Source organism: Sphingobacterium sp. HSC-15S19, from assembly GCF_050433745.1.
In the GTDB taxonomy this organism is placed as follows: Bacteria; Bacteroidota; Bacteroidia; order Sphingobacteriales; family Sphingobacteriaceae; genus Sphingobacterium; species Sphingobacterium siyangense.
In genome coordinates this window covers 47,205-70,234 of sequence record NZ_JBNPWQ010000031.1, presented here as the reverse complement: position 1 = coordinate 70,234, position 23,030 = coordinate 47,205, and the positions used below count along the sequence as shown (strand labels likewise).

Genomic DNA, 23,030 nt, shown 5'->3' with positions numbered 1-23,030 from the left:
GAAGTGGAAATCGAACTTTCTTTTTCAGTAAACACTCTTGTAAGCTTAATATAAGGCATTCAATACTGGATTGCTGTCCTTGCTGTTTCGCCGCTGCGACAATTTCTCGGATTTGTACTTTACTGGTAATTTGGTCCATAGCGCTGCTCGAATCCCTATTGTTGATCTTTATAAATATTCCAATAATTAAAGTCTGTCATTGGGGCATCCGCAATTCCAATAGCTCGGCCCATTGTAACGATCTGTCCCCTATGATATGTTCCGTGGAGGATCAGCTGTTGTATGTATTCGTACTTTGTGAAATCGCATTGAAACCATGGTGATTCCACTTTGATATTTTTTTCAAGATCCAACTCAGATAGCTTGTGTACATAATCCACAAGTTGAACTGAATTTCTTCTTAGTGCTTCAAATATTTCTTCTTTTGTGGTTCGCTTTTTTTCAAAATCGAAATCATTGCTTTCTGAAATGTGGCTCCACCAATATTCTTGTGTCTGCAAGATGTGGTTTAAGGTTTTCAAAATGGTCGGGAAGCTTGAAGGTACCTCCTGGTTAAGTTGGTCGTCCGATTTATCAGCCAGCCAATTGATGTATTTATTGACAACCCAGTCGTTATACTCGGCACTTTTTGTGATTAAGGTCTTTAAACTCATAATTTCAATCTATAGTATGGTTTTTAATGAAATATTTACTAAATATAAATCCTTTTTGGAAAGAATTTATATTAAATTTCATAGCAGATAGACTGTTTGAAAAGCTGCTTTGGAAGTTTTCATTTTTGTAAAATTGAGGCAGGTATAGCCCTATAAGCTAAGCGTAACTTCTTTGCAATAAATAAAAAGTGTTGTTCATATTTTTTATATTTATTTTGCAATAGCAGAATGGTTTAGCATTTGTCGAATGCGCAAGATACCAATAGAAGATTCGACAGCCGCTTGAGCTTGTTGGATTAACCAATTATAATAAATATGATAAAAGCAACGCATTGTATTCTTTCTCTACTAGCCATGTTGTTTATGAACATGGGAAACGCCCAAGTTAATAATTTACAGGAATCCAAAAAGGATTTTGATGAACGGATGCATTGGTTTAGGGAAGCAAAATATGGAATGTTTATTCATTTTGGGCTTTATAGTCAACTTGGAGGGATATATAAAGGGAATTCAACCAAAGGATATGCCGAGTGGATACAATCGGAAATGAATATTCCGAAGGCAGCCTATTCGGAGCTGATTAACACATGGAACCCCAAGGACTTCAATGCAGATCGTATTGTTCAATTGGCTAAGGATGCTGGAATGAAGTATATCGTCCTGACGACCAAACACCATGAGGGCTTTTGTCTGTGGGATTCCCCCTACACAGATTATGATATAGCTTCGACCCCAATGAAAGGAAGAGATCTCGTGCGGGAGTTGTCCACAGCTTGTAAGAAAGCTGGGATCAGATTTGGTACCTACTACAGTATTATCGATTGGCATCACGATTCGCAATATGTCGATCCCAATGGTAAAGGAGATTGGGGCCAGATCCTCATCAAGCCAGAACAGAAAGCTGCTTATATTCAATACATGAAAAATCAATTGAAAGAATTGGTTGTAAAGTATGATACTGACATCCTTTGGTTTGATGGGGACTGGGTGAACTGGTGGGATATGGCCGCAGGAGAAGATCTTTATCAATATCTACGCAAATTGAAGCCCTCTCTTATCATTAATAACCGCGTAGCAAAGCGTGATCAATTTAAGCGAGATTTTGGAACGCCTGAACAAGAACATCCTGGAGCGTTACTGGATTACGATTGGGAAGCCTGCTATACCCTGAACAATTCTTGGGGATATAAAAAATCAGATAATAATTGGAAATCTCCCACAGAAGTAAATACTAAGCTACGAGAGATAAATGAAAAAGGTGGAAATTTGTTGCTCAATATTGGACCTGATGCTAACGGAAACGTGCCGGTTGCTAGTAAAGAAATTTTGTTGAAAGCAGCCACAGAGCGCAAAAAGAACTAATCTAAGCAATATTCGCTGCTTGTTGACTCATGGCAAATGTTTTTGGAAAAAAGAGTGTTATTTAATCTTACTTATCAACAAATATGAAAACAAAGATCATTTTAGTTATGGTTTTGATAACCATGCTGTTGGGCTTTCAGTGCAATGTAAAGGCAGATCCACCTTTTCATAAAAAAGGGATGATCAAGGTATCGATTTTTTATCGTAATGGACCTGGAAAGACATTTGATTGGGATTATTATCTCTCGAAACATATTGCGCTTGTCAAAAAAGTTTACGGTAAAGCACTGAAAGGCGTAACCATTGATAAAGGGCTTTCGGGACGTAGCTCAGCAGAAGGTCCGATTTATTTGGCCATTTGCCATTTGTATTTTGATGCTGTTGCAGCCTATCAGGATCCTTTAAAAGAAAATGGGAAAAAGTTTGCTGAAGATTTTCCAAAGTACACGAATATTGCGCCAGAGGTACAGATTAGTGAAGTGATTCAATAGACCCTTCGTTAATTAGGCGAAATACTATTGTTTTGTGAAATATAAATCTGATTGAATGAAACACGAACTGAAAAAGTCGTTTGTGCATAGCAAACGACTTTATTTTTATGGACTTATAGACCTAACTATATAGCAGGTTTATAGTCGATGTAATCTAGCTAAAACTATATGAACGATTAAAATTATGAAGATATCTTGTATGCTATTTCCTAAATTATTATTTATTGGCCTTACCGGTGTCACTTCGCTTAGTGTGCATGGGCAACAGGCTGGCTCGGTCAAACGTATTTATGTCAGTACAAAAGGAAGTGATAGAAACCAAGGAACTATGGCCAGTCCCTATGCCACAGCTGAAGCCGCATTGCGATCGGTAGAAAAACAGAAGCAAGGGAAAAATACACCAGGCATCGAAATCATCTTTATGGCAGGCACCTATCAGCTGGATAAACCGATTGAATTGTCTGCTGGGATATCGGGTACAAGAAGGCAACCCTTGCGGATTAAAGCTGAGGATGGAGCACAAGTTACGCTGAGTGGTGCCAAATCGCTTAACCTCAAATGGAAACAGGGCGATCATGGTATTTGGGAGGCTAAGGTCCCAAGAGGATTAAACTTCCAAAGTCTATATGCTAATGATAAGCATCTTGTCCGAGCACGTTATCCAAACTACGACCCCACTGTCTTGCCATTTCAAGGCTATGCTGCAGATGCATTAAGTCCCGAACGTGTTGCAACCTGGAAAAACCCTAAGGGGGGAATTGTACATGCTTTGCATGCTGGTCGCTGGGGAGGATTCCATTATAAGATTACCGGAAAAGATGGCTTATCAACAGTTACACTTGAAGGTGGACAGCAAAATAATCGTCCCAGCAAAATGCACGAGACCTATCGCTTTGTAGAAAATATCTTTGAAGAACTCGATACCTTTCAGGAGTGGTATTTGGATGAGGAGAAGGCACTCTTGTATTATATGCCTGCTAAAGGAGTTGATCCCAACCAGCTGAAGTTTGTAGCGCCACAATTGGAAAATCTAATCTATCTTTCAGGTTCATCTTCCAGACCAGTGCATGATATTGAGGTTAGTGGCCTTCGCTTCATGTATACTGCTCCTACCTTTATGAAAACAAGCGAACCACTCTTACGTAGTGATTGGACGATCTATCGACAGGGAGCCGTAAAGATTGAAGGTGCGGAAAACTGTATCTTCCGCGCGAATGATTTTATCGCTTTGGGTGGCAATGCAATATTTGTTAATAATTACAATCGCGGGGTCAAAATCGAAGGCAACCGGATTGAACAGATCGGTGCCGGAGCGATCAATTTTGTAGGAGATCCAGCAGCAGTACGCTCACCGGAATTTCGATATGAAAAATTTGTTCCGTTTGACCAAATGGATACCATCAAAGGGCCAAAAACCGATAATTATCCTATGGACTGTGAGGCGAGTGACAATCTGATTCATAACATTGGATTGATCGAAAAACAAGTAGCAGGTGTACAGGTCTCTATGGCTGAATCTTTACGAATTTTGCATAATACCATTTACAATGTGCCTCGAGCAGGTATTAATGTAGGTGATGGAACCTGGGGCGGTCATGAGATAGCTTACAATGATGTTTTTAATACAGTCCTGGAAACCAGTGATCATGGAGCCTTCAACTCATGGGGGCGCGACCGATTTTGGCATCCCAATCGAAAGGAGATGGATGAACTGACGGGGAAACATCCCAATTTAATATTGCTGGATGCAGTCAAAACAACTAAAATTCATGATAATAGATTTCGCTGTGATCACGGTTGGGATATTGATTTGGACGACGGATCGTCCAACTATGAAATTTACAACAATCTTTGTTTAAGTGGGGGACTAAAACTAAGAGAAGGATTTTATCGCAAAGTGTATAACAATGTGATGATCAACAATGGTTTTCATCCACATGTCTGGTTTCAGAATAGTCACGATGTATTCCGTAATAATATTGTGATGGAGTCCCATCAGGATATACAGGTCAAGTATTGGGGGGAAGAGGTAGACCATAATATCTACGGAAGGCAGGATGACCTAGACAAGGATCGGGCGAAAGGCATAGAAAAACATGGTCGTGTTATTCAATTGAACTTTACGAATCCTGCAGATGGCGATTTCCGATTGAAGAACTGGAAAGATCAGGATTTTAAAAATTTTGACATGCTGCATTTCGGGGTTATGAGTAAAAGACTTAAAACTCTTGCCGCTAGTCCTGAAATACCTCAGTTGATCCAATCCGAAGCAGAGGAACAGGGGAGCAGATGGGCCTGGAAGTCGGGCTTATTTAAATCAGTGGAGACTTTGGGAGAGCAGTCGGCTGCGGGCCTACCCTCGATAAACGGCGTGCTGCTACTTCAGTTGGATGAAAAAGGCAATCTTTATAAAAGCGGTTTGCGTGTCGGTGATGTTGTGTTGAATTACCAGGGCGAGAAAATAGATCAATTAATAGACTTGCAACAAGCGATTAAAAAGCATGTACACGCAGACCAGCCGAAGGTGTTAATTTTTAGAAACCAACAGCAGCAGGAATTAACGCTGCAGCTGTAGCAAATAGTTTTTATTTCCATTAGGACTATTGAGCATCTTGGTCGTCATTATAACAGTGTGTTATCATTTAATGGAGTAGAACATGATATTAAATTCTTATTCGTATTAATTGATGTCTAAGGCTGTACAGCACCCATGTGCTGGCAGCCTTATTGATTTAACTGTGCAATGGATTTAACCACAGGTGATCGCCGAACGATGAGCGAGGAAGTTAAGGTACAACACTGGTATGACAATGAGGGAAGTCTTTGTGGGTATGGGATGGTTGAAACAAGTTTCTTAAACTGGTTTAAGTTTGGACTGTTTTTGTTCTCTTAAATTTGATTTATATCGTTTATACCATATTTATATAATTTATACCATGTATAATCAACTTTTTGTACGTATAGCTGTATCGACAGCATTTTTGTCTGCTGTTGCAGATCGTTTGGGGCTGTGGGGGGCACCGGGGGCATCACATGTTTCCTGGGGAAATTGGGCGAATTTTGTAGCCTACTCAAATACCCTTAATTTTTTTGTGCCTGAATCTTTCGGTAATATACTTGCTATAGGTGCAACATTATTAGAGGTTGTCTTAGCAATCCTATTGCTGATCGGCTATAAACTGCGTTTTACGGCATTCGTTGCCGGGATTCTACTGATCAGCTTTGCGATAGTGATGACACTCTCGTTGGGAATTAAATCGACGTTCGATTATTCGGTTTGGGTAGGAGCGGCGGCCTGTTTTCTACTGCGTACTGCCGATAATTTTCCTATTAGCATAGACCGCTATATTGAACTTCGAAAAAAGTAAATGGATAGATGATCTACTCATTTTAGGAATAGATCTCAAAAAAATAAAAAATGCCGTTAAACGAGTCTGTTTAACGGCATTTTTAGGATTACATTTCCTTTAAGTTTACCTCTTTCTTTTCACCGTCTTTGTCGATGGTAACGTGTTTCTCAATATTGGCTTTGTCGACATAAGATGATCTTGCCGTACCGTAATTTGTCGTGGAACCTGTATACCCCCAATAGTTATAATAATTGGTGTAGCCTGATACATAGGAATAGTTGTAAGAATTGGTGAAATCGAAGCTCGCCATAATCACGTATGCGCCTGGCATGAGATCTGCAAATTCGAAATGCCCCTCATCATCATACACTTTTGCTTTTTTAACCGCATAGCCAAAATCAGGGTCTAATGGAACTTCCTGGACCTTTTTCTGTTTTCGGATCTTTTTATTGACTTCCAGCCATTCTTCGTAATAGGCAGAGTTGGCGAATAGCGTAATTTCTGTCCCTTTTGGAGCATATTGCTTTTTGGCAGTATTCACGAGCCCGCCAAGTTTTTTTCCGGAGCTAGATCGTGCGTAAGCCGTTCCGATAATAACACTGTTCCCTTGAGAAATCTGTTGGGCAGACTGTTCTTTGTTGAATCTATTTTTAATAGGTTGATAGTCCAGTTCTTCGTTTACGGTAATTTCCCACTTTCCGTTTCCCATGGACATTTCCCTTTGCCATAATCGGCGATCTTTCTTATCGATGACATAATTGTAGATGGCTCCGGTACTTTCTTCTAAAAGTGTAACCAGCCAACTGTCGTGCTTACCTGTTTTTGGGGAACCATAACTGTAGCTTTTTACTTCTTTAATGGTATAGTCTTCGACAAAAATGTCCGAATCACTATTGTAATAAAATTGCGGGATGCGCGCTTTATACCCTAGATCTAAAGGTAGAGTTGAAATCAGATGATCTGTCCAGTTAAAATCTACAAAAGGTCTAGTTGGCTGTAAGTTGATCTTTTTTTCCTTTTTAGTTTTCTTCGAATAATAATTACCTGTAATTGTTTCTGCAAAGTTGAGGTTTACTTTTGTTTCCTTGCCATCGCTCGCGTAGCTGATGGACCGAAGTGTTTTTGCGTCGGCAATCGTTGTGCGGATCGAAGTCCAGGCATTGTCTTTCGGAACATAGGTATTGGTTAAGGTCAGCTGATTGTTGGCCGCTACGATATCGTAGGTCAATGATCCTTGTTTGTCCCAGGTGTTATCTTTAACATAATATACCGTATACAGTGATTTTTCTGGTTTGATATAGTTGGTATTGATATCGCTGCTACCAGGGGTGACGGTCTTTTGACATAATCCTACGGCCGGAAGTAAGCCTACTCCCAAAACAAAGGCATATAATTTCATATATGTGAACTATAGTTAATGAAAAACAAGTTGTTTTCTTGTTCGATTTATTTATCTAAGGTAATAAAAAAGTTTTTTATTTTTTGCTGGGGATAGCCTCGTCGAATAGGCTTATGCTATAGCGGAAATTTGACCTCGTATCCCTTTTGGAGCTTGTTCGAATATTGATGATATACCGATGAAAAAAATAAAACGGAGGTATTTCTACCTCCGTCGTCATGCTCTTTTGAGCACCAGTGATGATTAGAAAATAATCTTTGTGATAACAATCAATAGTTATCTTCAGCTTCTTTTTCTTTGTCAATGATAGAAGAGCGCATCCGGTAGACATTCATTTCACCTAGATGGGTGTAACTTTTTCCACCGTTTTTAAGGATCATTAGCCGGAAAAATTTGGACTTATAGTTTTTATCAAAAGCCAAACTTTGCTCTTCAGCAACATTTGATGTGGGAAGATTATCTTTTGATGTAAAAACTCTGGTCCAATGCTTGCCGTCTGAACTTATTTCTATTCCCCATTGTTTCGGACGCCCGGCTTCATCGCTATTGTTTTGTCTGAAGAAGTATTTTATGGCGCCAATCTCTTCTTCCTGAGGAAAATTGAGTTGGATCCAATGCGGAAGCGGGGCTGTATTTGCTGACCATGCTGTATGCCAATATGTATTTTTATCGCCGTCAAATAAATTCTTTTTCGGACCCTCGCTGCTTTCCTGTGTATAGGTTTCTACCATATTATCGGTCACCTGTATTTTAGTTAATTCGTTCGGGAAATAGGTCACTTCCGAAGGCCTGACGATTGGCCTAACACTATTGCTGCTTATGATATCTCCGCCAATGCTTGTTTTCTTGTCTTGATTGAACAATTGGACGTTGAAGACATATTCATATTTATTGATCAGCCCATCTATACGCATCGTGTCGGCAAAAGAACTTATATTGATTTTATAGATTTTATCGGGATCTTTTGATCCCGCTTTTTTATATGTAATCTGTCCATAAAGATAATTGTTGTCTGAAGGAAGTTTCCATTTCAGGAGAGTCCCGCCAATACGTGGTTCTGCTTCAACCGAAACCAGTTGTGGTGGTTTGGTCATTTTTATTTCTTCTTTTTTACACGCTATTGCTAAAAAGAGTAGAGCGAATATTCCGATATTGTATTTCATCTTGTGCAATTCATTAAATTAATTAATAACCGGGATTTTGTACCAATTCCTCGTTTTTATTGATCTCTTCCTGTGGTATAGGCATTAAATAATTACGCTGACTAAAACTACGTGGAAAAACGACCGTTGTTATTTTGAAAAACTCTGTATCGGTAGCTCCTTGTATATTCATTCCTTTCGCCTGTTGGTTGAGGTATTGATCGGCGATCATCCAACGTCTTAAATCCCAGAAGCGATGGCCTTCCAAGTAAAGTTCAATGGTACGTTCTTGTCTGACGATGGAACGTAGTGTTGCCTGATTATTTGCGCCGCCAATTGGAGCCCATGCGACATCAATTGTTGGAATGCCCGCACGGACCCGAACGCGGTCAATATATTGTTTGGCAGTATTCAGATCCTGACCATATTCGATTAGCGCTTCCGCGTAGTTCAGGTACAGTTCTGCTAGACGTATCACCGGCCATGGATAATTGACGGAGACCTGCAGTCTGCTTTGGTTCAATTCAGGTGCAATACCTTTTTTGTTGAGATATCCTGTTGGAGAGTAGTTATTAGACCGTCCTTGGATACCGCAATTGTCATTTTTCCTAAACTGAACAAGGATTTGATTGGCACTCCCCCTAACCACTTCATAGTAGCTGTTGTGATAGGCAATCCAGGCATTAAAGCGCGGTTCTCTGTTTAGATTTAACGATAATGTATTACCATTTGGCGTATTTGTTACGCCGTATCGTCCATTATAGTCGTAATTGGGATCTTTGTCAATCGGTAAACCATTTTTACTATAAAAGGATTCTATCAGGGTGAGGGTCGGGGATACCCCATTATAGGACTCACCTTGTGCGCCACTGAGAAATGGAGTAGATTTATTTTGAAAATCGTAAAGACCTTCCCGACGTGTTTCCGCCCAAATCACTTCTTTTGTATTGGCTTTGTCAATAAAAGTAAGGCGTAAGTCCTTTTCAATAGGATTGGCTGGTAGTGCTGTATTGTAGGTACTGTTTTTATACAGCGAAGCTCCACTTTGTTCAGCTGCATCAATGGCTTCTTTAGCCGCTAGAGCTGCACGGCGCCATTTTTCCTTGTCGAAGGTTGTACTGATCAACGCTGTGCCATCCAAGTTTTTGAAATCGGCATAGAAGCTCTGTTTATCACCTCCACCACCGTTAAAGAGCGGTGAGGCTGCATAAAGCAATACTCTAGCCTTTAGCGCCTTGGCAATAACCGAGGAAGCACGACCCCATTCATCCGCGGCTCGAAGAGCAGGTAACTGTCCAGCTGTCTCATCCAGCTTTTTGATAATAAAATCAATACAGGCATCATAAGTCGACCGTTTCGGATACGCTGAAGAAGGTGCGTTGACATCAAACTCTTGGTCTGCAATAACAACTGGACCGTACATGCGGACTAATAGGAAATGATAAAAGCCGATCAGGAAGTTGGCTTCAGCTTTATATTGTGCCGCCTCCTGTGGATCTATCCCGGGAACCTTATCTACATTGCGAATTAAGATATAGCATTGTCGTATTCCTTTGTAAAGGTTATCCCAGTAGGAAATGACAGGACTTGACGCTGTATATTGTCCACGGGGAAATCGAGCAAAGGTTTCATGTTCAAAAGCAGTTGTTACTTCGTCGGAAGTCATCAAATCAATGGAAGAGGTGCCTACCCGAGAATTTGGAATCCACGCATAGCAGGAATACAAATAACCTTTGGCTGAATTTGGATCACGAAAGGCGTCTGCTTCCGAAGGACGTTCATCAGGGACGATATCCAAGAATTTACTGCAGGAAGTGGTAGTCAAAAAAGTCGCGCATGCGAATAATGCAAGGTAGCCTATATATTTTCTTTTCATCTGATAAATCATTTTAAAATTCTATTGATAGTTTTAATCTTGAAGTTGTTTTAATTGAAACGAAGTTGGACTCCGAGATTGAATACTTGCTGTGTCGGATATCCCAAACCATTGCCTCCACCTTGTTCAGGATCCCAAAGTTTGAACTTAGAGAAGGTCAATAGATTATAACCACTTAGAAAAATGCGTGCAAATTTGTGCGAATATCCAATCTCAGCACTTCTGAGTTTTAGGAATGCCCCATTTCTCAGCCAATAAGAAGAAGCTTCAGTATTGTTGAGATTATCCAATTTGCTCAGTCGTGGATAGGCTGCAAATATGTTAGGATTTTCAGGACTCCAGCGGTCCTCGGCAATAAACTGCAATACATTGCGTACACCTTGATTTCCAAATGGATGGAAACCACTGATCATAAAAGAAGTTCTATCAACTCCCTGTAGGAGGAAAGAAAAATCAAATTTTTTGTAATTGATGGAAGTACTCAAACCATAGACAATTTCAGGTGTTGTTGGATAACCCATTCGAACTCTATCATCGCTATTGATGAGATTTAGACCATCAATATCATTGGTTAGATCTTTATATTTGATGTCTCCCGGAGCGACAAAACCCCCTAGCTGTTGTAATGGACTGTTATCTATTTCGGCCTGATCAATAAATAAGCGTTCAGCAAGATAGCCTAGGTTTGTGCCAATAGAATACCCAATTTGCGAGAGGTTGCGGTATTTGGTAAAGGCTGGCTCATTATTTTTCAGTACGGTATTATGTGCATATGTAAAGGTTCCACGCATAGATATTCCCCAATCTTTTTCACTTTTGTTCCATTCTAGGGAGAAATCAAATCCCCTATTTCTTACCTCACCAACGTTGCCATACACTTTCGTTCCTGCAGTACCAAATACGTTAGGGATTGTTGCCGAACGATCAACGAAAATATTGGTTCTATCTTCCTGGTATAGGTCGAAAACAATATTGAACTTATTGTTAAGAATACCGAGGTCCACACCAATGTTTTTCTTCTCTGCAACTTCCCAAGAGATCATTGGGTTTGCAAATTGTAAGTAAGTAGGTCCTGTATAATTCGTATTCTGATCGATACCTGTTGTAAACGATGCTCCGTCCAATTTGAGGTCCGAAAGATAAGGAAAACGTCCTCCGCCAATCTGATCATTACCAACCTTACCCCAGCTCCCTCTAATTTTTAAATTACTGACAGCAGGAAATAAATCTGTGAAGAACTTTTCGTTACTGAGTACATAGCCCAAGCCAACGGAAGGGAAGAAGCCAAAGCGACTTCCAGTGGCAAAGTTTTCGGAACCATTGTAGCCAAAGTTGACTTCGGCAAGATATTTATTGGCGAAACCATATGTTGCACGTCCCGTAATGCCCTGGCGTCTACGCGGTAGCGAACTGATTAGATCAGCCGGATTATTGACATTGAAATCGGTGGTATTGTAAAGAAATAAACCTGATACGGTGTGATTACCAAATGTTCTGTTGTATTCGATGGAGGGCTGGAAATAGATTTCGCGATCACCGCTAGTGCCCGTTTCGGTTCCCAGGGAAAGATTTTGTGGCTGCCCCACCATGACTAGATCGTAGGTATATCCACCTGCAGGATCGGGTGCATAGCTGTTAATCATGTATTGATTGTAGCCACTGGTTCTTTTTGTTGTTGTGTTGCTCCAGTTTTTAAAGGAAACCAAGGCTTTAAATTCTAGCCCTTTTGTAATGAAATCAAGTTTTTGAGCTCCATCAATTGTAGTCAATAAGGTACTTTGGAAGCCATTTTGATAGCCATTGACCATGCGGGCAAAGGGATTGATAAAACCATTGTTGACTGTACCACCAGCTTTTCCTCCGTATTGAACGTCTCTTCTGTCAATACCAGTAAACGGAAACATAATAGGGAAGTCCACTGGATTGGCATTCATGATGTCGCCAAATACGCTTGGAGCATCTACACCGGCACCGTAGTAGTCACGAAGTTGTGCATTGAGCTTTAAAGCTATTTTGGTGGTTGAAGTAAGGTTGACATTGATATTGTTCTGAAAGCTATACCGTTTGACAGAGACATTGTTGTCAAAAGAGTTGAGGTCAAATTTACGCAATAAACCGTTGCTAATGTTGCCGGTTGCACTGAGGAAATAGCCTATTTTGCTGCCACCACCTTGTACATTTAGATTGAGCTCGTTGTTGATGGTACGGGACTTAAACATTTCATTATACCAGTCAACATTAGGATATACATAGGGATCCAAGCCTAATCTTGTGCCGTTTATTTTATCTTGGGAATATAAAATTTCACCAGTACCGCGACCTGTAACCGCTTCATTGAACATCTCCATATAACTTACACCATCAACAAATTTTGGTATGGAAGTAGGTCTTGAGATCTGTGATTGTGCACGTGCTGAAATACGCGGTTTATTGAGGTCTTTACCTGTTTTTGTGGTGATAATTAGGACGCCGTTTGCTCCCCTAGTACCAAATACGGCAGTGGCAGTAGCATCTTTAAGGACTGAGAAGCTTTCGATAACTTCCGGTGCCAATGCGTCCAGGTCGCCTTTGGAGATTGCTACACCATCCAATAAGATCAGGGGATTGGTGGCTCCGCTAAATGTCGATACACCACGAATGAAAAAGCTAGCCCCATCTGCACCGGGTTCGCCCGAACGTTGTACTGCGATTACCCCCGAAAGTCTTCCTCCCAATGCATTGGAGAGGTTGGCCGTTGGGATACGTAAGGTTTCTGGTTTTACTGATTCCAATGCTCCCACGACACTGGTTTTTTTCTGTGTTCCGTAACCGACAACAACCACTTCACTTAAGCTCTGATCGGGACTTAGCTGCACATCAATGCGACGTTTGTCGGCAATGGCAATTTCCTGATTGGCGTAGCCGACATAGGAGAATATTAGTGTCGAATTTGTGGGAACCACAAGAATGTATCTTCCATTGCCATCTGTTGTTGTACCGATTGACGGGCTGTCTTTAACCTTGACACTAACACCATAAAGATTGTTTCCATCATTTTTCACTGTACCTACAATCTCAACCTTACCGTTTTTTTGAACGGTGGGGGCGAGGGGTGTTTTTTTTTCTCTATCCGAAATCACAATGATGCCATTGTCAATTGTAAAGACCAAAGGCTGATGTTCCAATAATTTTTCAAGGGCCTGTTTTAGTGGCTTATTCTGGATATCTATATTTTGAATAGGCCTTACTTTGTCGAGTTGGCTTGTCTTAATGATAAAATCGACGTTAGTCTGTTTTCTGATTTCTTGAAATGCTTCGGACAATGTAATCTGCTTGTGTTTAAGGGTAACATTTTGAGCAGAGGAGACATGTGTTAAAAAGATAAATGCTGTTAAGAGGACCGCAACTTTTGTAGATCTGTTGCATAATGATCCGATGTATCGCATAGCTTTAATAAAAAAGACAATGCAATACTTACTACATAAATAATAATGCATATATTTATAAATTGGTTAACTGGTTTGATGTTGAAATGAATTCTTGTTTTCCAAGTAAAAAATTAGTCGAGAGTGCTGGCAGGCATTTTCGGCTATTTTTTTGGAAGAAATGTTTAGGCTGGACTGGTTTCTTTCATAATCAGTGGTTATTAATGTGTGTTATAGTTTATTGCGATATGTACAGTTTATTGTTTCGTATGTTATACTTGATGGAACCGGAAAGCTGAAGTGCTCTTAATACATCGTTTAATCGTTTTTTTCTAGAAATTTGAGCTACATAGGTTTCCTGTGAAATGGGACCTTCAAAAATTACTTCAATGTTATACCAGCGCGAAATTTTACGCATGATTTCCTTTAAGTTGTTATTGGAAAAGTTGAAATCACCATTTTTCCAATCTAATACTTGATCCAGGTTTATTGATCTTACTGCGATATTTTGATCCGTTAACGTAGATTGTTGACCCGGTTTTAGTAAGGTTGTATTATTTTTGCAACTTACTCTTACAGATCCTTCTGCAAGTGATGTCTGTGTGGAAGATTCATCATCGTAGGCATTGATATTGAATTTAGTCCCTAAGACTTCGACCTTTTGAAGCGAAGTTTCGACAATAAATGGTTTTTGTTTATTTTTTGACACTTCAAAGTAGGCTTCACCCGTCAGTTCTACACGGCGTTCAGAGGTTGAAAATGCACTTGGATATTTAAGGCTGGAATTGGAATTTAGCCAAACTTTTGTGCCATCAGAAAGGGTTATCTGGAATTGCCCGCCCTTTGGTACATTCAAAAGATTCATAGCGATGCGTACATCGGTATTTCCCTCAATTTTATAATTAATTCCGCCTTTTTCTGTTTTTTCAATTGTTGTGCCGAGCTCTTCCGTTAATTTTCCATTCGCAACATCCTCCAGTACGATCGTTTTACCAGAAGAAAGCACAAGTGTTGCTTTATCGCGACCAGGTTCGATAATGGTTGCTGTATGATCATTATATGTGCTGCGGTTAAGAAATAAATACGAGATAGAGATAATCAGTATGATGGCAGCTGCAACGCCTGTAGTTTTATACCATGTAGGACTTTTGAAATTTTGTGGTTCCGTGTCAAGATCAATTTTACCAAAAACACGGTCTAAAATCATCTTGTCTATAAGTTCTTCCTTATCCCGAGATTCAAGTTGGTTCTCGATCATCTGTTCAAGCGCCTCCTTGTTATTCGTATCCTGAAAATATTGAAATAGCTCCGCCGTCTCTTCTCTTGAAGCGTGGTTATTGAGATATCTTTCAAATAATAGTTTTATATGTTTTGAATCTTTCACTGAGTAGCTATTTATATATAATACGGAAAATTAGAGCCTGTCCTCTGCTCTGATTTTAAAAAAAAGTAAAAAAAAGAAAAGGATTTAAAAAGGGCTGTTTGAATACCTATGGAAGTGACCTGTTTGTCGATAGAAACAGCGAGTGTCTTATTTTTGATTTAATACGGCACTGATAAGAGCAATTAACAGGGACGGTGTAATTTCCTTGCTCAAACAGAAGCTCTGAATCTGTTTTGTAGCTTTCACGATATGGTCACTGATCGTAGAAGTGGAGATACCTAAGGAACTACTGACCTCCTCATAGGTTTTCCCCTCTATTTTGCATAAGGTATAAATGAGTTTGCGTTTTGGAGATAAGTTTTCAATGGCTTGATTGACAATTTTTTTAGACTCTTTGTACGCATATTCCTCCTCAATGTGGGAATAGTCTGATGTTGAAATGGAAATAATCAATTCTTTTAGATTTCGATTTTTGATCTCTTTATGAAAGAAATCATACACGAGGTGTTTAGCAATAGTGAAGAGATAAGACTGAAAGGACTTGTCGGGGTCTATTTCACCGCGCCTCTCCCATAATTTCTGAAATACATCCTGAAGGATTTCTTCTGCACAGGCAGGTATTTTGACTAGGTTAAGTATATGACGGTAAAGTCTAGGGCTATAGCGGTAGTAGAGCACCTCAAATGCCTTATGATTGCTTGACTTAAGAGCGCGCAGTAAGGCCAACTCATCATTTTTACATGCCTCCATAATTTAAACTTGTATTTAAAACCAAATTCCTCCTGATCAGAATTTAATAATTGGGTATCATACCGTATAGTAGCAGTATTATCTTAATGATAGCAGATGAATACAACAAGTATATTAGAAGTATATTGTTGGTATACTACTGGTACTCTTCTACAATGTTACCGATTTGTTATTTGGTTTTTATACAATTTTTTTACGCAAACGATTGCTTTAAAAATAAACTACAGTAGAATTTATCGTTTTTTAAACCCGAATCCAATCCTTAATTATATTTTGGAAAATACTGATGTTTGTTTTTAACTTGATTTTAGATTATATCACTATCTATAAGAAGAGTTGGTACATTAAATTTTGAATGATCTAAACAACATTCTGGTTTATAGGTGAGTAATTGTGAGGGGTAGACATATCGCAATAAGAGGAATTGTATTCCTCTTATTGTATTCCTAAGAATTCTGCTATCTATTTTTTGTTTACAGATTTTACTTCTACTTCGGGTTTCATTTTAAGGACGATCTTTACGGGCGTTTCCTCCTTAACTTGAATATCTTTTTGATCTTGATTTGAACTGACAGTCGCATTCGCAGAAAGATTGATACGTTTTGGTTGACGCGGTTGAATATTCTCGACCTTGACTTCCTCAATTTTAGGTGCTACTTGCACTTCTTCGACTATCGGTGAAACTCTTTTTGATGGAGTAGACTCTTTTTGAGGCTCCGCAAATTTGATTCGCTCAACATGTACCTCATCGATTATTTTTGGGGAATTTTGAGGTGGAGCAGGTCTTTTCCGAGGTTCCGGGGAACGTACATTACCTTCTTGTTGGGAAGAAGACCTGCGCTGGGATATCATTGGCGGAACCATTTCTTTTGTCGGTGATTTAGGAGATCTTCCACTAGTTTTAGGAGCGGCTGGTTGCTTTGATGCAGCGGGCCTTATTGCGGTGTTGGTAGCCGCTGCTTTTTTTGTCGTGGTCGGCGTTGTTTTCTGTGCTTCCACATGTGTTGAAAACAATGTAGATATCGCTACTGTCAGTAATAAAGTAAGCCCGGGCATTAGCAAGAGTTTACTTCGGGTTGTTCTTTTTTGTAACATAATTAATCGTTTTTTTGTTGTTAAGAAATTAAAATTACTGGCCGGTAATGTGTTTATATCAGGGGTGGACATGCTCCACTCGATAATCAAATGTTGGTATCTTAACTTTTCATGAATCTTGACTACGGCATTATCTGCAAGGTATTCATGAGTTTGTCGGATCGATTTCTGAATGAGATAAATGAAGGGATTGAACCACAAAAATATACCCAAAATCTGTATGAAAAGTACATCCATCGAATGGCGTTGATTGGCATGGGCCCGTTCGTGAGTTATAATTGACTGATCAATACCGCCCTGTTGATAGGCATCTTTGGGAACATAAATTTTTTGAAAAAAGGAAAAGGGTGTTTTTAAACCATGTATACAATAAATGGACTGTTCATGGGTTGGTGTGGCACTTCGGATATAATATAGGAATTTGCGGTATAACCATACTTGTCTCAGAAGTAATGCAATGGTGACAATTACATACATCAGCAGAGCGACATCGTACCAATCGACGTGATAATTATTGAAGAGCGCTGAATCTGTTTCGGGCTGTTTAATGATCGGCCCCGCAGGGGTAACATCACTGTTTCTGTCGTTCAGTAAGTTGAAAACATCAAATGGGACAGCGATCTGTAACAATGGAATGATGACAGATAGGGGGATAATCCCGAGTAAATAACAACGGTTGAATAGCAGTAGTTTTTGGTTGCGTAGTATTGACCAATAAATAAGATAGAGTAAACCCGAACAGGCTATCAGTTTTCCAATATATAGCATCATGTCTCTTTGTTTTTAATTTCGGAATCAATTATATTTTTCAGTTCCTCCAATTGCTCTTTGCTCAGCTGAGATTGTTTAGTGAAAAAAGAAGCAAATTTTAATGCTGAATTGTCGAAGTAGCTTTCTACGATATCATTTACATGTGCTAAATAATAGCTGTCTTTATCAATTAGTGGATAATACTCTCTCGAATTTCCATAAAGCACATAAGATATCGCTCCCTTTTCAGTCATTCTCTTCAATAATGTAGCAACAGTTGTTGGCGCCGGTTTAGGTTCAGAATACGCTTCCATAAGATCTTTCATAAAAGCTTTTTTCATGTCCCAGATGTAGCCCATCAATTGTTCTTCCGTAGCTGATAATTTATTCATACTACAAATACAGAATGTATTCTACATTGTGTAGAATTAAAGTATGTTAAATAATTTATTATTTTTTTATTTTGTTGATTTATAAGTGTTTATTTTTTTTTTTTTGAGGATGGAGATAATTTTCACCGTAAAATTAGTTGCTGTTCCCAGATATAACCGATAAGCTTATACAAATAATAGGGGAGCTGAATATGTCCGTATATTGTTTTAACTAAGGGATCTGTCGTTGGATATTGAAGTACTTCGGTCCCAGGTTTAGATGATTAGACAAGGACTAAGTGGTATAAATAAAACAAAATGGAATGTATCGCTATTATATATGATGTTGGGTGCGTAGTGAGATACCGTTTAGAAAAACTTTGGATAAATAATGGCAAAACTTTTTTTAGTCCGGCATGGACAGTCGCAATGGAATTTAGAAAATCGCTTTACGGGATGGCAAGATGTTGATATTACTGAATTGGGACAACAGGAAGCTCGGGAGGCGGGACTGGCTCTGGCAAACGAACCAATTGATATAGCATATACCTCGACACTTATAAGAGCGCAGCATACGTTAAAGATTATTTTGCATGAAATGGGCGATCCTCACATCCCCATTGTTATAGACGCTGCTTTGAATGAACGAGGTTATGGAAAGCTTGAGGGCTTGAATAAGGCCGAAACAGCCGAAAAATATGGTGCTGAACAGGTGCATATCTGGCGCAGATCTTTTGATGTGCCTCCGCCTGGAGGTGAGAGCCTTAAAGATACATACGAACGTGTTATTCCATATTATGAACGTTTTATAGCACCCAAACTGAAAGAAGGTAAAAATGTACTCATTGTTGCGCACGGCAATAGCCTAAGGGCGCTGATTATGTTTTTGGAACATCTTTCTCCGGAACAGATATTGGAACGGGAGATTGCTACCGGGCAACCGATCAAGTATCAAATTGAAGAATAAACGCTCAATTTTTACAAATTGATAGTTGAACTGTAGAGACTGATAATTTATCGTATTTCTATAGATTCTCCGGGTTTAGCATTTTAAAGATTTACTTGTTTTTGTTAGTTGTATCTAACAATTGTTTTCTTAACAAAGAGAAATAACAGTAGATTTCATTTCAAAAAATAACATTTTGATCTCATTCTCTCCTAGTTTAGGCGATAAGGCGTACAAGTAGTGTTGCGGTGACTTTGCTGCTTAGGACTTCTATTGGCCTGTCTTTGTATTCCACTGTGATGCTAGCATCGAACGGTTCTATTGATTTGATTGTTAAAGTCGTACCGAGCTCGAGATTTTTCGCTGTCAAATATTGTAAAAGCTCCTTAGAAGATGGCTGAACCGCCATTAATGTAACTATATCACCTACTTTACAACTATTTAGAAACACATAGTTTTCCAAAGGCATAACCCCATTAGAATCGGGAATTGGCGACCCGTGGGGATCTACCGTCGGATAACCCAATAACTCATCCATTTTACTGAAAAATTCGGGCGAATGTATATGCTCAATCTGTTCAGCAATCTGATGGACTTCATCCCAGGCAAACCCCATTTTCTCAACCAGATACATTTCAGTAAGTCGATGTTTCCGGATAATAAGGGCGGCTTCTTTCTTTCCTTCTTCAGTTAGCCGCAATGGTTTATAGCTTTCATAATGAACGAAACCTTTGTCGGCTAGTTTTTTCATCATACTATTTACTGTGGGCATCTTGATGTCGAGCCTTTTACTTATTTCATTGACATTCGCATCACCCTTTAGGTAAGTGAGGTTATACAATGCTTTTAAGTAATTCTCTTCGGTCTGTGAAATCATAAGACAAATTTATTAAATATTAGCCGTGTCTAATAATTATGTTATAATTATTTTGTTAGTCTAATCTAACTTGTTAGATTTGCTTATCTAAATTTATAAATATAAAAAAGCAAAACATGATGAAAGTGTACAGTGCTCATTTGACAATTGCCATGGTGCTTACAGGATTTATTTCCTTTGGACAGACAGGTAAGATTAATGGTAAGGTTTACGATAAGAATGGTATGCCGTTAGGAGCAGCATCCGTTGTTATTCCAAAATTACAGATAGGTGCCAAATCGAACAACTCAGGAAGATATATCGTTGAAAGTATCCCCCATGGTACCTGGGAAGTGGAAGTAAAACACATTGGATTTAAGGAATTCCGTGATTCAGTAAAAGTCGGTCCAGGGGTATTGACCAAAGATATTCAGTTAGATTGGGCTGAACTTTTACTGGATGAAATTGTGGTAACGGGTACCAAAACATTTAAACGCAAAACAGAGAGTTCTGTAATGGTAAATATTTTGGATAGCAAGACTTTGGACAATCTACAAGTGTGTAATCTTTCGGAGGGTTTGAAGTTTCAACCCGGATTGCGCGTAGAAACAGACTGTCAGACCTGTAACTATACGCAATTGCGGATGAATGGACTTCAGGGTGGTTATTCACAGATTCTGATTAACGGTCGGCCAATTTTCAGTCCGTTGATGGGACTCTATGGTGTGGAGCAACTACCGGTCAATATGATTGAAAAAATTGAAGTTGTTCGCGGAGGGGGCTCCTCATTGTATGGTTCAAGCGCAATTGGCGGAACGGTGAATGTGATTACAAAGCTCCCACGGGCAAACAGCTATGAAATCAATTCTTTCTATCAGCGTATAGGTGGGGGGACAAATGATTTTAACCTCGGGGGTAACGCAACATTGGTCAACGAGAAAGGGAATGCCGGAACTTCATTCTTCTTTAACAAGCGGGATCGTGGTTTCTACGATGCAAATGGTGATAATTTTTCTGAAATGCCCAAAATTGAAAATACCTCTTTAGGAATTAATTCATTCTATCAGTTTTCAGATAATCAAAAATTAGAAGTCTCCTTAAGCAACCTGAATGAATATCGGTTCGGTGGTGAAATGACCGATAAACCTGCGTATTTAACACAGCAGTCAGAAGAGCGACATCATAAAATTTGGATGGGAAGCACGGATTATCAGATTAACTTCAATCAAGATAAATCGGCATTCATCGTCTATACAGCTTTTCAAAATACCAATAGAAAACATTATACCGGCGTATTTCCAGATGATCCTGAGGCGATTGAAAACCATCTCAAGCATCCACCTTATGGGGATTCTAAAACAACAACACTTCAGGGAGGTTTTCAATTGAATCATGAGATCCGCAATTTCTTTAATGGTCGTAATGTATTGACCATTGGGTCGGAGTACGTTTCTGATAAAGTTTATGACGAAATTCCGAGTTATAATTATCTCGTGGATCAGCATACCAAAGATTGGGGAAGCTTCTTTCAAAGTGATTGGGATTTGGCGGCTAAGTTTAATGTATTGTCGGGTGTTCGGGTTGACAAACATAATTTATTGCATAAAGTTGTTGTCAGTCCGCGAATAGCACTCCTTTATAAATATGCCCCTACAACACAATTTCGATTAAGCTATGGAACCGGCTTTAGAGCGCCACAGGCATTTGACGCCGACCTGCATATTGCGTTTGCTGGTGGCGGCGTATCGCGTGTACAGTTATCCCCTGATTTAAGGGAGGAGCGTTCAAAAAGCCTGAGTGGTTCGATAAACTACGACAAAGCAACTGAAACGTGGATAGCAGGCTTCACCTTGGAAGGATTTTATACGCACCTGAATAATGCATTTGTACTTGAGGAAATCGGTGCAGATAATTTTGGGAAGATTTTTGAAAAGCGAAATGGAAACAACGCAACTGTAGCCGGAGGAACATTGGAATTACGTGCAAATTATGCTAAGAAGATTCAGTTGGAAACTGGATTGACAGTGCAGCAAAGCAAGTATGATAGTCCGGTGTCGTATTTGGAAGGAGTAGCTCCAATTCGATCATTTTTGCGGACACCCAACGAATATGGTTTTGCCAACCTCAATATTACAGCAAGTAAACCCTGGACAGTCAATTTAAACTATGTTTACACGGGAAATATGCGTATTGCCCATGTCGGGGGAGCAGATAATTTTCCTGACGATCAAATGGTACGGACAGGAGCCTTTTCGGAGCTCAATAGTAAAGTAGCTTATGCATTTAACTTACCGAAATACAAAAATATCATTGAGCTTTATGCAGGGGTAAAAAATATTTTTAACGCGTATCAAACTGATTTTGATACCGGGAAAAATCGCGATAGCAATTACATTTATGGGCCCAACATGCCAAGGACATACTTTGTCGGTGTAAAGATAAAAACACCTTAATGGTGAAAACAAAAAATCCTGCACACCGATGATGAGCAGGATTTTTGTTATTTGTATTCGCGTTATGCTATTTCAAAACGAATTTAAATCCTAAAGAAAAACGCGATGGCTCGAAATTAGAACCATGAGAAAGATTCCACCAAGGTTTCCAGTCGAAATGCATGGCCAATGGTGCAGAAGGTATTTTGAACTCTAGACCCAAAGCTGGACGGATCGCAAAATCAGTATGTGTTTTTCCATCTTTCCAATGGTAGTCGTCATACCAGTCGTCGTGCCATTTACCATAATCAATAAATGATACTTGTGGACCAACACCAATGTACCATGAAAGACCTCGAGATCCAGGAATACGTTTGTTGTATGAATAATCTACGCCGATAACAGTAATATTGTCTCCAAATAATACTTGTGCATTTCCAGCGTCATTTCCACCAAAATTGTGTTTTATCTGTGGACCGAATAATGTTTGACCATCGCCGACGTCTATTCCAAGACCAATGGCTGTCCGATAGGGAGTTTGTGCGTTTGCTTGCTGATGAGCAACAAATAGTAGCGTAAAAAGTGTTAGAAAAGGTAGAATTACTTTTTTCATGATAATTTAAAAAAATATAAGTTGTGTGCTTCCGATTAGAAAGCTTTCGCTGTTCAAACAAATAGTTTGCCAAAGATTTTTTTAATATTTTGATAAACAATAAATGATATGTAACTACCTCTTTTTTAGTTGATTTTTTTATGGATAATCTAAAAA

18 protein-coding genes are annotated in these 23,030 nt (G+C 39.3%); 7 read left to right on the top strand and 11 right to left on the bottom strand.

Annotation, left to right across the window (positions count from 1 at the left end):
* Positions 1–155 precede the first annotated feature (155 nt).
* Positions 156–653 (bottom strand): DinB family protein, encoded by a 498-nt coding sequence (locus L1283_RS21595; RefSeq protein WP_145328159.1) that lies wholly within the window; start codon positions 651–653, stop codon positions 156–158.
* Positions 654–968: 315 nt separating this feature from the next.
* Between L1283_RS21595 and L1283_RS21590 the strand changes: the two genes are divergently transcribed.
* From L1283_RS21590 to L1283_RS21570, 5 genes are all read left to right on the top strand, one after another.
* Positions 969–2,015, top strand: a complete 1,047-nt coding sequence (locus tag L1283_RS21590) for an alpha-L-fucosidase (protein WP_145328160.1) — start codon at positions 969–971, stop codon at positions 2,013–2,015.
* 83 nt (positions 2,016–2,098) lie between these two features.
* Positions 2,099–2,506 carry an EthD family reductase gene (locus tag L1283_RS21585; RefSeq protein ID WP_286710366.1) on the top strand — a complete coding sequence of 136 codons (408 nt, stop codon included), beginning with the start codon at positions 2,099–2,101 and terminating at the stop codon, positions 2,504–2,506.
* Positions 2,507–2,690: 184 nt separating this feature from the next.
* Positions 2,691–5,081, top strand: coding sequence for a PDZ domain-containing protein (locus L1283_RS21580; RefSeq protein ID WP_286710365.1), 2,391 nt, complete (start codon positions 2,691–2,693; stop codon positions 5,079–5,081).
* A gap of 168 nt (positions 5,082–5,249) precedes the next feature.
* On the top strand, positions 5,250–5,399 hold the full coding sequence (locus L1283_RS21575) for a hypothetical protein (RefSeq protein WP_158638872.1): 150 nt from the start codon (positions 5,250–5,252) through the stop codon (positions 5,397–5,399).
* A gap of 43 nt (positions 5,400–5,442) precedes the next feature.
* A complete protein-coding gene (locus L1283_RS21570) occupies positions 5,443–5,874 on the top strand; it encodes a DoxX family protein (protein ID WP_145328162.1) in 432 nt (143 codons plus the stop codon).
* Positions 5,875–5,962: 88 nt separating this feature from the next.
* Here L1283_RS21570 and L1283_RS21565 read toward each other — a convergent pair whose 3' ends face one another.
* From L1283_RS21565 to L1283_RS21530, 8 genes are all read right to left on the bottom strand, one after another.
* Complete coding sequence (locus tag L1283_RS21565) at positions 5,963–7,255, bottom strand: hypothetical protein (RefSeq protein WP_145328163.1); 1,293 nt, start codon at positions 7,253–7,255, stop codon at positions 5,963–5,965.
* A 269-nt stretch (positions 7,256–7,524) separates the two neighbouring features.
* On the bottom strand, positions 7,525–8,418 hold the full coding sequence (locus tag L1283_RS21560; RefSeq protein ID WP_429626446.1) for a discoidin domain-containing protein: 894 nt from the start codon (positions 8,416–8,418) through the stop codon (positions 7,525–7,527).
* 22 nt (positions 8,419–8,440) lie between these two features.
* Complete coding sequence (locus L1283_RS21555) at positions 8,441–10,273, bottom strand: RagB/SusD family nutrient uptake outer membrane protein (RefSeq protein WP_075991201.1); 1,833 nt, start codon at positions 10,271–10,273, stop codon at positions 8,441–8,443.
* A 50-nt stretch (positions 10,274–10,323) separates the two neighbouring features.
* On the bottom strand, positions 10,324–13,698 hold the full coding sequence (locus L1283_RS21550; RefSeq protein WP_429626445.1) for a TonB-dependent receptor: 3,375 nt from the start codon (positions 13,696–13,698) through the stop codon (positions 10,324–10,326).
* 217 nt (positions 13,699–13,915) lie between these two features.
* Positions 13,916–15,061: a FecR family protein gene (locus tag L1283_RS21545; RefSeq protein WP_070564691.1), complete on the bottom strand. Its 1,146-nt coding sequence runs from the start codon at positions 15,059–15,061 to the stop codon at positions 13,916–13,918.
* 147 nt (positions 15,062–15,208) lie between these two features.
* On the bottom strand, positions 15,209–15,811 hold the full coding sequence (locus L1283_RS21540; RefSeq protein WP_075991205.1) for an RNA polymerase sigma factor: 603 nt from the start codon (positions 15,809–15,811) through the stop codon (positions 15,209–15,211).
* Between the two features lie 462 nt (positions 15,812–16,273).
* Positions 16,274–17,677, bottom strand: coding sequence for a M56 family metallopeptidase (locus tag L1283_RS21535; RefSeq protein WP_429626444.1), 1,404 nt, complete (start codon positions 17,675–17,677; stop codon positions 16,274–16,276).
* Positions 17,674–18,048 (bottom strand): BlaI/MecI/CopY family transcriptional regulator, encoded by a 375-nt coding sequence (locus tag L1283_RS21530; protein ID WP_070564700.1) that lies wholly within the window; start codon positions 18,046–18,048, stop codon positions 17,674–17,676. The genes L1283_RS21535 and L1283_RS21530 overlap by 4 nt, the downstream gene beginning before the upstream one ends.
* Before the next feature lie 370 nt (positions 18,049–18,418).
* Here L1283_RS21530 and L1283_RS21525 point away from each other — a divergent pair, with 370 nt between their 5' ends.
* Entirely contained in the window at positions 18,419–18,994 is a 576-nt protein-coding gene (locus L1283_RS21525) for a 2,3-bisphosphoglycerate-dependent phosphoglycerate mutase (protein WP_070564703.1), read from the top strand.
* Between the two features lie 196 nt (positions 18,995–19,190).
* On the opposite strand, the gene L1283_RS21520 is transcribed toward L1283_RS21525, so the two are convergent.
* On the bottom strand, positions 19,191–19,850 hold the full coding sequence (locus tag L1283_RS21520; protein WP_075991207.1) for a metal-dependent transcriptional regulator: 660 nt from the start codon (positions 19,848–19,850) through the stop codon (positions 19,191–19,193).
* A 116-nt stretch (positions 19,851–19,966) separates the two neighbouring features.
* On the opposite strand from L1283_RS21520, the gene L1283_RS21515 reads away from it, so the two are divergent.
* On the top strand, positions 19,967–22,282 hold the full coding sequence (locus L1283_RS21515; protein WP_429626443.1) for a TonB-dependent receptor: 2,316 nt from the start codon (positions 19,967–19,969) through the stop codon (positions 22,280–22,282).
* Positions 22,283–22,349: 67 nt separating this feature from the next.
* On the opposite strand, the gene L1283_RS21510 is transcribed toward L1283_RS21515, so the two are convergent.
* The gene (locus tag L1283_RS21510; RefSeq protein WP_070564708.1) at positions 22,350–22,874 is read right to left on the bottom strand and encodes a hypothetical protein; all 525 of its coding nucleotides are present in this window, start codon (positions 22,872–22,874) and stop codon (positions 22,350–22,352) included.
* Positions 22,875–23,030: the final 156 nt, after the last annotated feature.

Excerpts from the sequence above, each read along its gene's own strand:
- L1283_RS21580 (WP_286710365.1), top strand. The coding sequence starts at position 2,691 with ATGAAGATATCTTGTATGCTATTTCCTAAATTATTATTTATTGGCCTT.
- L1283_RS21525 (WP_070564703.1), top strand. The coding sequence starts at position 18,419 with ATGGCAAAACTTTTTTTAGTCCGGCATGGACAGTCGCAATGGAATTTA.
- L1283_RS21585 (WP_286710366.1), top strand. The coding sequence starts at position 2,099 with ATGAAAACAAAGATCATTTTAGTTATGGTTTTGATAACCATGCTGTTG.
- L1283_RS21510 (WP_070564708.1), bottom strand. The coding sequence starts at position 22,874 with ATGAAAAAAGTAATTCTACCTTTTCTAACACTTTTTACGCTACTATTT.
- L1283_RS21555 (WP_075991201.1), bottom strand. The coding sequence starts at position 10,273 with ATGAAAAGAAAATATATAGGCTACCTTGCATTATTCGCATGCGCGACT.
- L1283_RS21520 (WP_075991207.1), bottom strand. The coding sequence starts at position 19,850 with ATGATTTCACAGACCGAAGAGAATTACTTAAAAGCATTGTATAACCTC.
- L1283_RS21565 (WP_145328163.1), bottom strand. The coding sequence starts at position 7,255 with ATGAAATTATATGCCTTTGTTTTGGGAGTAGGCTTACTTCCGGCCGTA.
- L1283_RS21540 (WP_075991205.1), bottom strand. The coding sequence starts at position 15,811 with ATGGAGGCATGTAAAAATGATGAGTTGGCCTTACTGCGCGCTCTTAAG.
- L1283_RS21595 (WP_145328159.1), bottom strand. The coding sequence starts at position 653 with ATGAGTTTAAAGACCTTAATCACAAAAAGTGCCGAGTATAACGACTGG.
- L1283_RS21560 (WP_429626446.1), bottom strand. The coding sequence starts at position 8,418 with ATGAAATACAATATCGGAATATTCGCTCTACTCTTTTTAGCAATAGCG.
- L1283_RS21515 (WP_429626443.1), top strand. The coding sequence starts at position 19,967 with ATGATGAAAGTGTACAGTGCTCATTTGACAATTGCCATGGTGCTTACA.
- L1283_RS21535 (WP_429626444.1), bottom strand. The coding sequence starts at position 17,677 with ATGATGCTATATATTGGAAAACTGATAGCCTGTTCGGGTTTACTCTAT.
- L1283_RS21550 (WP_429626445.1), bottom strand. The coding sequence starts at position 13,698 with ATGCGATACATCGGATCATTATGCAACAGATCTACAAAAGTTGCGGTC.
- L1283_RS21570 (WP_145328162.1), top strand. The coding sequence starts at position 5,443 with ATGTATAATCAACTTTTTGTACGTATAGCTGTATCGACAGCATTTTTG.
- L1283_RS21590 (WP_145328160.1), top strand. The coding sequence starts at position 969 with ATGATAAAAGCAACGCATTGTATTCTTTCTCTACTAGCCATGTTGTTT.
- L1283_RS21575 (WP_158638872.1), top strand. The coding sequence starts at position 5,250 with ATGGATTTAACCACAGGTGATCGCCGAACGATGAGCGAGGAAGTTAAG.
- L1283_RS21530 (WP_070564700.1), bottom strand. The coding sequence starts at position 18,048 with ATGAATAAATTATCAGCTACGGAAGAACAATTGATGGGCTACATCTGG.